The organism is Cognatundibacterium curvum, from assembly GCF_014284235.1.
Taxonomy (GTDB): Bacteria; Pseudomonadota; Gammaproteobacteria; order Burkholderiales; family Burkholderiaceae_D; genus Undibacterium; species Undibacterium curvum.
This window is the reverse complement of record NZ_JACOGD010000015.1, coordinates 17,696-28,857: the sequence shown is the minus strand read 5'-3', so window position 1 is coordinate 28,857 and position 11,162 is coordinate 17,696. Positions and strand designations below refer to the sequence as shown.

Here is an 11,162-nt window from a genome sequence, read left to right as displayed (position 1 = left end):
TGGTACCACCCCTTCCCATCCCGAACAGGACCGTGAAACGACTCTGCGCCAATGATAGTGCTGCAACCAGTGTGAAAGTAGGTTATCGTCAGGCTCCCTTTAAAAACCCCTCGTTACAGTAGTAACGAGGGGTTTTGCTTTCATGCTCTGCGCTTTGCAAGCAACTAACAGCCGAAGAGCAAAAAACATAAACCAAAAAACAAAAACCAGAAAATAAAAACAAAGGGAGAACGCTCGCGCGTTCTCCCTTTGTTTTTATTTGTGTAGTTTGATCAGGTTTGCACAGGGCTTGTAAAGGTGATTAAAAGCGATTCACACTGCAAACTCAATGAGCCCGCTGTTTGCGCAATAACACCAACATAGTGATTCAGCTTTGCTGCTGTATTAATTTGCTTAAGGTTTGCATAGCTTCCGCGGTTTTGTCGCTGTATGGATGTCCATAATTCAGGCGCAGACAATGTCTGAACTGGCGTTGCGCTGAGAACATCGGTCCCGGTGCGATACTGATACCCAGTGCAATCGCCAGCCTTTGTAAGCTCAGCACATCAACATGGGCAGCTAGTTCCAGCCACAATATGTAACCGCCCAGAGGTCGTGTGGCCAATGTCCCCGCAGGCAGGTAGCGTGCAATTGCTTCGGTGTAGACACTCTGCTGTACTGACAGAGTATGACGTAGCCGGCGCAAGTGATTATCGTAATGTCCTTTCGACAGATAATGCGCGATCGCTTCCTGTGCTGGCAAAGATGCAGACAAACTGCTGCTGAGTTTTTGCCGTATCAGTTTAGGCAGATAGCGCCCGCCGAGTATCCAGCCTATACGGAAACCGGGTGCCAGTGATTTTGAGAACGAAGAACAATGTAAGACCAGGCCGCATTGATCGAAGGCCTTGGCTGGCAGAGGACGATGACTGGAAAAATACAATTCAGCATAGACATCATCTTCAATCAGCGGTACCTGAAACTTTTCCAGCAGAGCCACCAGATTTTGTTTTTTCTGGTCGGGCATAGAACAGCCCAATGGATTCTGAAAATTGCTCATTAACCAGCATGCTTTGGGCTGATGCTTACGTAAGGCAGATTCCAGTGCATCCAGATCGATACCTTCGCGTGGATGCGTTGCCACTTCGATGGCCTTTAAGCCCATGCGCTCTAAGGATTGCAATGCACCGTAAAATGCCGGTGATTCGATGATAACTGCGTCACCCGGTCTCGTCACTGCAAGCAGAGCCAGATTCAGGGCTTCGAGCGCACCGTTGGTAATCAGGATATCGTCAGGATTCACATGCATACCAACCAACAGGTAACGTAGTGCAATCTGACGTCGTAACTCACTGCTGCCAGTCGTCAGATCTTCAACCGTAGCCCACGGGTCGAGTTGTTGCAGACTGCTGTTCATACTGGAAGCCAGTTTGTCATAGGGGAAGAGCGAGGGGCAAGGGAAGGCTGAACCCAACGGCACCACGTCCCTGGCCTTGGTGGATTGCAGCACTTCAAAAATCAGCTCACTCACATCCACTGTGGTCGAGTCACCGCTGGTACTGCTGAGTAGCTCGGGTTCCGGTGGCAATTTGCTGGCCCCGGCAATCACGTAGTAGCCTGAGCGTTCCCTGGCGCGGATCAGACCGCGTGCTTCGAGCAGATAATAGGCTTGATAGACCGTGGCCTGGCTGACGCTGCGACGTTCACTGGTCTGGCGAACTGAAGGTAGTTTTTCACCACGCTTCAGTATGCCTGTACGTATCGATAAGGCGATATCTTCTGCCAGTGCTTCATAACGTTTCATAGCTAGCGCTGAGTGTCCTATTGATGCCTATTGATGCCTAATGGTGCAATTCTGCCGCAAATCGCATATTACCAATGTTATTTTTCGTTCTGAGTTGCGGGGAGATGAAAGCTCGCACCTTCACGCAGTATCACTTGTTCCTGTTGATGTTCCGGATTTATCGCATACACCACAAACTCAAACTGCAGATTTCCAGCTGCCTGATCATTCGCTGGGAGACGCAGTGTAACAGGGAGTGTTCTGGATTCAGTAGGCTCTAAATGAACCTTGCCCGTTGATTGCAATTGCAGACCATCAAGGCCAGTCACTGCGATACGTAAATCCCTGGCTTGTTCAGCAGTGCTCATCAGATGCAGACGATAGATATTCTCATGCGCACCGCCTTCCACTTCACGGCTCAGGATTCTTCGGTCACGCATCACATTCATGCGTAAGTCAGACCGGGTGAACAGGGCGTAGCTGAAAGCACTGACGATCAGACCCAGAATCACGCTGTAAATGACTACACGTGGACGCCAGATCCGCCGCAGGATCGCTTCACTACCTTCGCCATTCAATAGTGCACGGGCAGTGGTGAAGCGTACTAAACCTTGCGGTGCCTGAATTTTATCCATCACGCTGTCACAGGCATCGATGCAGGCAGCGCAACCTATGCAGTCATGTTGCAAGCCATTACGAATATCAATGCCAGTCGGGCATACCTGCACGCACAAAGAACAATCTATACAACTGCCTTGTCGTGCACTGCTTTGTTTTTCTTTTGCGGACCAGTCCTGACGTGGTTCTCCGCGTTGCTGGTCATAGCTCACGATCAGCGTATCCTGATCCAGCATAGAACCCTGAAAGCGTGCATAAGGACACAGGTAACGGCATATTTGTTCGCGCATGAAACCCGCATTCAGATAAGTAGCCAAACCATAAAACGCGATCCAGAAGCACTGCCAGGAAGCCAGCTGACCAGCCTGTATATCCGCCAACAAGGAATGTGCCGGAATAAAGTAAGCGACGAAACTAAGTCCGGTCCAGCCCGCGAACGTTAGCCAGAGCATATGCTTTAACGAGCGCTTACGCAGCTTCTCCGCTTTCAGTCCCTGCTTGGCCATACGCATCCTGGCACTGCGGCTGCCTTCTGTCTTATTTTCTATCCACATGAAAATTTCAGTGTAGACCGTTTGCGGGCAGCTGAAGCCACACCAGACCCGGCCACTGACCGCGGTGAATAAAAACAGACTATAGGCACAGATGATAAGCAGAACCGCCAGGTAAATCAGATCTTGTGGGAACAGCACCAGACCAAACAGAAAGAATTTTCTCGCACCCAGGTCAAACAGCACCGCCTGGCGCTCGTCCCAGCGTAGCCATGGCAAGCCAAAGAAAACAGCTTGCGTCAGCCACACAAAAAACCAGCGCAGATTGGTGTAGCGCCCCTTGGATTCACGCACATAAACATCATCAAATTTGGTGTACATGCTGATGACGGAAACGGCAGGAGGGGAGGTTTTCATAGACTGGACCCAGAGCTGAGAGTAGAGCGCCGGTGCTCACTGGCACCTGCAGGATGTCTTGTATTGTCTGCGGCACTGCAGCGTAAAAACAGCAGCAGATTTTTCTGAAAAACCAGAGCAGATGGATACGTGCACGAGGGATGGAAGCATTAGGACAGGCTCTATAAAACAGACGTGCCTTGCATCTTCAATAGCTGATGTCGAGATACCAGACCAGATGGTCAATATTGTAAATGAGAATCATTCGTGATAAAGTGTGTGCGTCGCCAGCACTTGTCTTATCCGTCTGACCAGCTTCGAACGCCTGATCACGCCTCCCGGATTTCACCGCCAGCTTTAACCTTCCCAACTTTTGGAATTTCATGATGAAATCTCATTTGCGGTCGCTGGCAGACGGTGGTCTGACTTCAGCTATGTCCGCTCCATCTTTCGTTTCAAAAAAACACAGCAACTCAATTTCCCAGCATCGCATGCCTGGCCTGAGCACTATGCAATTGGCTATACAGGCACTATTGACGGGCATGCTGTCCATGGCCGCGAGCGCACAGGCGCAAGAGAGAACAGAGGTCTATCCTGAGACTGGAATTGCGCAGCGACGTTTGCCAGACATCCATGTTCAGGCCAGAAAAGAATCGCTGGCGGACAAGCAAAAAAAACGTATCACCAGCGAAGAAATGGCTGCACGTAATGTGGTCTCCATGGCTGACATCGTGCGTTACGAGCCTTTGATCAGTGTGCCTGCCGCCTTAAGTGGCAGCGGCAATATCTGGGATGGTGCGGGTAGTACCGGGTTTCATATTCGTGGCATAGAGGGTAACCGTATCGGCATGGACCTGGATGGCATTGCGATGCCGGAAGCGGCGCCGAAACCAGATGGCATGACGCTGAATAGCTTTGCCAGTGGCCGTGAATATGTGGATGTAGAGACTTTACGCGCTGTGCAAATAGGGCATAGCGCGGCGGATGGCAGTGGCCTGGGCGGTGGTGTGAGTTTTGCCAGTAAATCGCCCTCTGATTTTGTGTCTCAGGATGGGGACCGCTATGCCAGCTATCGTAATGGATATCAGAGCGTTAACCGCAGTCAGTTTCATACGCTAACCGGTGCAACCCAGTCCGGTAACTGGCAAGGCATGGCGATCGCTGTCTATCGTAAAGGGCAAGAAGCATCCAGCAAAGGCGATGTGCCTGTCAATCCGGATCAATGGCATTCCAGTGCTGTATTGGCTAAGCTGGCTTATCAGGCAACAGCTACACAAAAATATGTCTTCACACTGGATGGCTACGAAAGAAATCATGAGCGCCAGCTGAATAATAAGCAGGGAGGTTTGTATCCCGATGGTGCTGCACAGGATAGTGTGACCAGACGTCAGCGTATCAGTCTGGAACATAGCGCACAAATCGACAGCGGCTGGCTGGACAGTATTAATAGTCAGATTTACTGGCAGGACGCAAAGGTCAGTGAAAATACCCAGGCGCGCTATCTGTTTGGCGGTAAAGCTTATCAGCGTCAGATCCTGACTAGCTTTGACAATAATAGCTATGGCGTGAGCACTCAGCTCATGAAGCAATGGACGCCGCAGCACCAAACCTATGTCAATGTGCAGGCATCACACACCAGCAGCAAACGGCCGTGGCTGGAAGATCGCACCGTATTAGCGACAGGCGCACATCAGATCACCAGCAAGAACCGCATGGCAGATATGGACACGGACCAGCTTGCACTGAGCGTTAAAGATGAACAGCAGTGGATGTGGAATCAGCACCGGATCAGTCTGACACCAAGCTTGCGCGCCGACTATCGCAAACTGAAGCCTGTGAATTTACAGCAGTATGTCGTCGCGGTACCTGCAGCTGCACGTGAAATCCGTACAGAGACCGATACCGTATTGACCCCTGCTGTCGAGCTCGCTATCGGTCTCGGACGTGATCTGGACGTGTATGCGCAATACAAGCATGGTAATCGCTTACCCAGTGCCGCAGAACGTACCGGTACGTTTGATTCTTTCAGTTATACCGGCGCTGGCAATGGCTATGCCGTATTGGGAAATTCTCGTCTGAAAAAAGAAAGCAGCGATGCTGCCGAGCTGGGTTTGCGCGGCAGCCCTGTACGTGGCTGGCAGCTACGTTCAGCACTGTTTTACACACGCTATCACGACTTTATCGAGTATGTGGCACAAGCGCCGGACCCGGTGAATTATCCAAGCATTACCTTTGGCTTATTTCGTCCTGAAAACATAGGCGAAGTCACTACCCGTGGCATCGAAGCCAGCAGCCGCTTTGAGCTGGGGGCGTGGGCGCCGGCCTTGACCGGTTATGCCTTGGATCTGGCAGCGGGCTATACGCGCGGCGATGCCTTTAATCAGAAGACTGGCCAACGCGCGGCACTGGCCTCTGTTGCGCCGGCTAAGTTCAGCGCTGGTCTGAACTACGATGATCCGGCCGGTCGTTTTGGCATCGCTGTCTATGCCCGTCATGTGGCTGGCAAACAAGCGCCGGACGATGTGATCTCCGGTATTGCGACTGCACGTTTTGCGGTGCCCGCTTACAGCGTGGTGGATGTCAGCAGCTGGTGGCGTATCAGTCAGCAACTTCGCGTGCAGGCAGCGATCAGCAACCTGGCTGACCGCAAGTACTGGGATTACGCCTCCGCACGTGGTCTGGCTGCCGGTACGACAGCAGCGGCGCTGGCTGATATCGAGCGCCAGGCTCAGCCCGGACGTCATTTCTCTGTGAGTATGAACCTGAGCTTCTGAGTATGAACACCGCACCGTACTGCATTGAATTGTATTGAATTCGAAAAGGAAAAAAATGAAAACATCACGTAAATCAAAACACCGCTTATTCACACTGATCGCTGCGCTGATCCTGAGTCAGGCAGCCCAGCTCAGCTATGCTGCTGATGAGGCAGCAGGGGCCTCTGGTCTGGCAGCGCGCTGGGCAGAACTGCGCAAAGAGCAGCCGCGTCTGCAAATCCGTGATGCGGCTGCCAAACTTAAGGTGTCAGAAGCGGAGCTGCTGGCAAGTCAGATCGGGCAAGGCGTCACCAGACTGCAAAACGATGAGCATACTTTCCGCGAAATCATGCGCCGCGCCCTGGATCTGGGGCAGGTCATGGCAACGACGAGGAATGAACATGGCGTGCTGGAGCGTACCGGTACTGCGATGCGCTTAAAGTCTTTGCAGGATGAACAAGCTCAGGCATTGACACCGGAAAATGCGCGTGAGCGCGAAGAAAGGCTGCGTAACATCGCAGGTGGTTATCTGGGTGGAGAGATCGATCTGCGCTTCCATTTCTTAGACTGGAAATATGCATTTGCTGTGGTGCAGCCGGGTCGTGATGGCAACATCAGCCGTAGTCTGCAATTCTTTGATGCCTATGGCCAGTCTGTGCATAAGCTCTATCTCAGAAATGAGGCCAGTATCGCAGTTTATGACAAACTGGTACAAGACTTCCGTCATCCACAACAACAGCTTGCGCTACAAATTCAAGGTGCGCTGCCAGCATTGGCGACTAAGCCTGACCAGGAGGTGGATGTGAAAGAGTTCCAGTTAGCCTGGAAAGAAATGAGCGACGTGCATCAGTTCAATCAGATCGTTCGCGAGTTCGGTCTGAACCGTGAACAGGCATTCCGCCTCGCGCCTGCAGGTATGGCGCAGAAAGTCAGCCCAGCTGCTTTACGTACGCTGCTGGATCAGGCTGCGCAACAACAAATCAGTATCATGGCCTTCCTCGGTAATACCGGTGTGACGCAGATCTTCAGTGGAAAAATAGAGAAAACCGCCGCCAGTGGCGAGTGGTACAACGTACTCGATCCAGCCTTTAATCTGCATATACGCGAATCGGCACTGATGCAGGGTTGGGTATTGCAACGTGCCGGTGTGACTTCGGTCGAATTTTTTGATCGTGATGGCAAACTGGTGGTCAGCTTCTTTGGTGTCCGTGAACGCGCGAAGCCGCAGCCTGCCAGCTGGATAGCGCTCGCAGCTGCCTTGCCGCGTGCGGCGCAATAAGGCCAGCGGCATCATGCCTGGTAAGCCGGATTGATCGAATGATCTGGTCATGTAAGTGAGGAGCCGGAGGTTGCGCCAGGCAGCATCCGGTTTTTTATTTGCGGCGTGCAGCTCGCCCATGTATGCTCACTGCCTCAGTTAACTTTTATAGGGTATGCATCATGACATTGAATTTTCGCCCTGCCTTAGCCAGCGATATTGCGGAGTGCATACAATTGCGCGGACTCACGCGGGAAAATGCAGTCAGCGCTGAGCGTCTGGCTGAGCTGGGCGTCACACAGGCATCGTGGGCGGCCCAAGTCAGCGATGGCAGTCTGCCAGGCTGGATTGCAGAGCAAGGCCAAATCCTGGGTTACTGTTTTGCGGATGTTCAGTCAGGTGAAATCGTAGTATTAGCCTTGTTACCGCAAGCGGAAGGCAAGGGCATAGGTCAACAGTTAATTCAGCGCGCAATGCACGCGTTGCGGCAGCACGGACACCAGCGCTTGTTTTTAGCCTGCTCGCGCAATCCGGCCGTGCGTTCATATGGCTTTTACCGGCATCTGGGCTGGCGCAGTACCGGGCAATTATCTGGACAATATGACGAAGTCCTTGAATACCTGTTTTCTGATGAAGCAGGCACTAGCCAGGTGCCGGCAAATTGAACTGGCCTACGCCGCACTCTGCTCAGATACGAGGCGGCCTGTTTTGATCCGGGCAGACATCATGTATTCAGATGTTCTGATCTCCTGATCTCCCGGATCAATCAGGATGGAAAGCCTAGCAAAGATGTTGGCGAAGCCATTAACAGATTTTCCAAAGGCTCAGGCTGGTGTATCAGATAACCCTGAGCATAGTCGACCCCAATTTCCTGCAATTTAGCCAGCACTTCACGATTTTCAACAAACTCAGCAATCGTTTTAACACCGATGACTTTGGCTACATCGTTAAAACAACGCACGGCTGCGAAATCGAGTGGGTCAGTGATGATGTCTTTGACGAATTGCCCATCGATTTTCAGGTAGTCGACCGGTATAGACTTCAGATATCCGAAAGACGATGCGCCAGCACCAAAATCATCCAGTGCCACCCTGACTCCCAGAGACCTGACCTTCTCTATAAACACTGTTGCATCTGCCAGGTTGGTGACGGCCGCGGTTTCTGTAATTTCAAGGCATAGGTGACGACAAATATCGTCTCCGGCTTCAGTCAGGGTTTCTTCCATCCAGCGGTGGAAGGCCCGATCTCCGACCGACTGGCCAGACAGATTAATTGCCAGCATGTCGAGTATAGACAGATCCGGCAACTGCGCCAGCCTGTCCAGACTTTGACGTACCACCCACTTATCTATGCGTGACATCAAATGGAAGCGCTCTGCGGCGGGCAGGAAAGCACCGGGCATCACCAGATTTCCATCTTCTGATTTCATACGCAACAAGACTTCTGCATGGACTTTTTCCAGACCGGCTGAAATGGCAGATATTTTTTGGGCATGTAAGACAAAGCGTGCTTCATCCAGCGCATTTTCTATTCTGGTTGTCCATTGCATTTCTCCGTGCCGGGTGCGGATTGCCAGATCCGTATCGAACCAGACATGCACACGATTTCTGCCAGCCTCCTTAGCTGCATAGCAGCACATATCCGCTGCCTTCATGATTGCGCCAGGATTCTGCCAGCGTTGATCGACAGGAACCAGGCCTATGCTGGTGCCAACCCGAAAACGCCGGTTGTCGTGCTGAAAGCGGTAGTTTTCCATATTGTCACAAATCTGCTGTGCAATCCGGTTTGCATACTCTTGCGGACACTGTTCCAGAATAATGGCAAATTCGTCACCGCCCAAGCGGGCCAGGGTATCCCGGCTACGAATGGATTCTCCTATCAGTTTGGATACCTGTTGCAGCAGCAAATCCCCGGCGGAGTGTCCACAGGCGTCATTCACCAGTTTGAACTGATCCAGATCGATGTAGAGCAGCGAATGACTGGATTGCGTATGGTGGGCATCGTTCAGGACTTTGAGTAAACGTGATTCAAATTCTGCGCGATTGACCAGTCCGGTCAATGCATCGTGGGTCGCTCTATGGTACATCTCGCCAGATAAACGGCGCGATTCTGTCACATCATGGAAGACCAGAACCACACCCAGCACACGCCCTTGTTTATCGCGTATCGGGGAAGCTGAGTCTTCAATGCCGAATTCTGTGCCATCTTTGGAAATCAGCAACGTGTGATTAGCGAGGCCGACGATTTTTCCTTGTTGCAGACAGGTTTGTACCGGGTTCTCCGTTGCTAAGCGAGTTTCAGCATTAACGATATGAAAAATCTGGACCAGAGGCAGACCACGGGCTTCGTTACTTTGCCAGCCTGTCATACGCTCCGCAACCGGATTCATCCATGTTACCTGGCCGTTATCATCAGTCGTGATCACTGCATCGCCTATGGACGACAGGGTCACTTCCAGTAACTCCCGTTGATCCGACAACTCTTCGCTCAGTACACGCAGCTTAGTCACATCCCAGTTTGCGCCGGTCAGTTTGATTGCTTTGCCTCGTGCGTCACGTTGAATATGCGCTGAGTTCTTGATATGGTGCACGCTGCCATCGCGCCAGCGTATCGTAAATTCCCCTTCAAATTCATCAGCATCGATAACAGCTTGTGCGAATTCCTGTTCGGCTTGTTGCAGACTGTCCGGGTGTAAGCGTGTGCGCCAGTCCTGATAGCTGAGTTCCGTTCCTGTATCTGGCATATCGTATAAGCGATACATCAGTTCGTCCCATACCAGGCGATCAGTTTCCAGATCCAGTTCCCAGATACCGATTCTTCCGCTGTTGGTGGCTAGTTTAATGCGACGCTGGTCTTCCGATATTTGTTGTTCATGACGTTTGCGTAGTGAAATATCTTCTACAGAACCGACAAAATTGACTAACTGTCCATGCTCGTTATAAATCGCACTGGCCAGGCTACGGACATAGCGCAAGGATAAATCGGGCATCACTATTCTGAATTCGAGCGAAAAATCCTTCTTCTCGATCAAAGCTTGTCCCCATTGCTGGAAAACCAGTGCTTTATCTTCCTGCAGGATGCGGGTAGTCCATCCATGACCCATTGCAGCAGCTGCATCCATCTGGTAAATGGCTTCCCAGGCTGCATTCACATAGCTACACTGGCCATCGCGACCAAGGAAAAAAACACCGTTCGGCGCTGACTTGGTCAGTGCTTCAAATTGCAACTCTCTTTGCTGTTTTTCACGTAGTTCTCTGGCCAGCATGGACGTCGCATAACGCCCCTCCAGTGCCTTGGCAGCAGCTGCTGCTAAATGGAGCAGGCTTTCTTTTTGAACTGCTGTTAACTGGCGTGGTTGCCGGTCAATCACACACAGGGTACCGATGTTGTGGCCGTTTGACAGGCATACCGGTGCACCAGCATAAAACCGGATGCTGGGATCGGCTGTTACCAGAGGGTTGTCACGGAACCGTTCGTCCTCCCTGGCATCCCTGACTTCCATTAATTGTTGACCGAGGATGGCGTGTGAACAAAACGCAACATCTCGTGGTGTTTCTGTCACGCCGGCCAAACCATTGACGGCTTTAAACCACTGGCGGTTTTCATCGACCAGACTAATTAGCGAGATGGGCACTTCACAGATGAGCGCCGCGACTTTCGCTAAGGAATCAAATTCAGCTTCCGGCTCAGTGTCAAGAATTTCCAGCTGTCGCAAGGCGTTGAGTCGTTGTTCTTCAGAGGCGGGGAGAGGCGCTTTAATCATTGTTCACATTATCAAGGTGGAGATGCTCAGTACAATCTCACCCTATGTTGGCTTGGTGTACTTTTGTGGTACTTTCTGCGTTATCGATGTGGCATCAGGTGGTTTGTTTTCACTTATAAAA

General features: G+C 51.6%; 7 protein-coding genes and 1 rRNA gene. 4 read left to right on the top strand and 4 right to left on the bottom strand.

What is annotated here, in order from left to right:
- Nucleotides 1-94 (top strand): 5S ribosomal RNA (gene rrf, locus H8K43_RS19315); the annotation flags it as partial.
- Nucleotides 95-367: 273 nt separating this feature from the next.
- Here the strand turns inward: rrf and H8K43_RS18565 are convergent.
- The 3 genes from H8K43_RS18565 to H8K43_RS18555 all read right to left on the bottom strand — a co-directional run bounded on the left by H8K43_RS18565 (nt 368) and on the right by H8K43_RS18555 (nt 3,652).
- Nucleotides 368-1,783 (bottom strand): aminotransferase-like domain-containing protein, encoded by a 1,416-nt coding sequence (locus H8K43_RS18565; RefSeq protein ID WP_186905238.1) that lies wholly within the window; start codon nt 1,781-1,783, stop codon nt 368-370.
- A gap of 77 nt (nt 1,784-1,860) precedes the next feature.
- Entirely contained in the window at nt 1,861-3,288 is a 1,428-nt protein-coding gene (gene ccoG / locus H8K43_RS18560; RefSeq protein ID WP_186905237.1) for a cytochrome c oxidase accessory protein CcoG, read from the bottom strand.
- A gap of 187 nt (nt 3,289-3,475) precedes the next feature.
- Nucleotides 3,476-3,652: a hypothetical protein gene (locus tag H8K43_RS18555; RefSeq protein ID WP_186905236.1), complete on the bottom strand. Its 177-nt coding sequence runs from the start codon at nt 3,650-3,652 to the stop codon at nt 3,476-3,478.
- Between H8K43_RS18555 and H8K43_RS18550 the strand changes: the two genes are divergently transcribed.
- The 3 genes from H8K43_RS18550 to H8K43_RS18540 all read left to right on the top strand — a co-directional run bounded on the left by H8K43_RS18550 (nt 3,651) and on the right by H8K43_RS18540 (nt 7,943).
- Nucleotides 3,651-6,041, top strand: a complete 2,391-nt coding sequence (locus H8K43_RS18550) for a TonB-dependent receptor domain-containing protein (protein ID WP_186905235.1) — start codon at nt 3,651-3,653, stop codon at nt 6,039-6,041. The genes H8K43_RS18555 and H8K43_RS18550 overlap by 2 nt on opposite strands.
- A gap of 55 nt (nt 6,042-6,096) precedes the next feature.
- Complete coding sequence (locus H8K43_RS18545; protein WP_186905234.1) at nt 6,097-7,299, top strand: hemin-degrading factor; 1,203 nt, start codon at nt 6,097-6,099, stop codon at nt 7,297-7,299.
- 161 nt (nt 7,300-7,460) lie between these two features.
- Nucleotides 7,461-7,943, top strand: a complete 483-nt coding sequence (locus H8K43_RS18540; protein WP_186905233.1) for a GNAT family N-acetyltransferase — start codon at nt 7,461-7,463, stop codon at nt 7,941-7,943.
- A 101-nt stretch (nt 7,944-8,044) separates the two neighbouring features.
- Here the strand turns inward: H8K43_RS18540 and H8K43_RS18535 are convergent, their stop codons facing one another.
- Nucleotides 8,045-11,041 carry an EAL domain-containing protein gene (locus tag H8K43_RS18535; RefSeq protein ID WP_186905232.1) on the bottom strand — a complete coding sequence of 999 codons (2,997 nt, stop codon included), beginning with the start codon at nt 11,039-11,041 and terminating at the stop codon, nt 8,045-8,047.
- Between the last annotated feature and the right edge of the window lie 121 nt (nt 11,042-11,162).

Excerpts from the sequence above, each read along its gene's own strand:
- ccoG (WP_186905237.1), bottom strand. The coding sequence starts at position 3,288 with ATGAAAACCTCCCCTCCTGCCGTTTCCGTCATCAGCATGTACACCAAA.
- H8K43_RS18535 (WP_186905232.1), bottom strand. The coding sequence starts at position 11,041 with ATGATTAAAGCGCCTCTCCCCGCCTCTGAAGAACAACGACTCAACGCC.
- H8K43_RS18545 (WP_186905234.1), top strand. The coding sequence starts at position 6,097 with ATGAAAACATCACGTAAATCAAAACACCGCTTATTCACACTGATCGCT.
- H8K43_RS18565 (WP_186905238.1), bottom strand. The coding sequence starts at position 1,783 with ATGAAACGTTATGAAGCACTGGCAGAAGATATCGCCTTATCGATACGT.
- H8K43_RS18550 (WP_186905235.1), top strand. The coding sequence starts at position 3,651 with ATGATGAAATCTCATTTGCGGTCGCTGGCAGACGGTGGTCTGACTTCA.
- H8K43_RS18540 (WP_186905233.1), top strand. The coding sequence starts at position 7,461 with ATGACATTGAATTTTCGCCCTGCCTTAGCCAGCGATATTGCGGAGTGC.
- H8K43_RS18555 (WP_186905236.1), bottom strand. The coding sequence starts at position 3,652 with ATGAAATTCCAAAAGTTGGGAAGGTTAAAGCTGGCGGTGAAATCCGGG.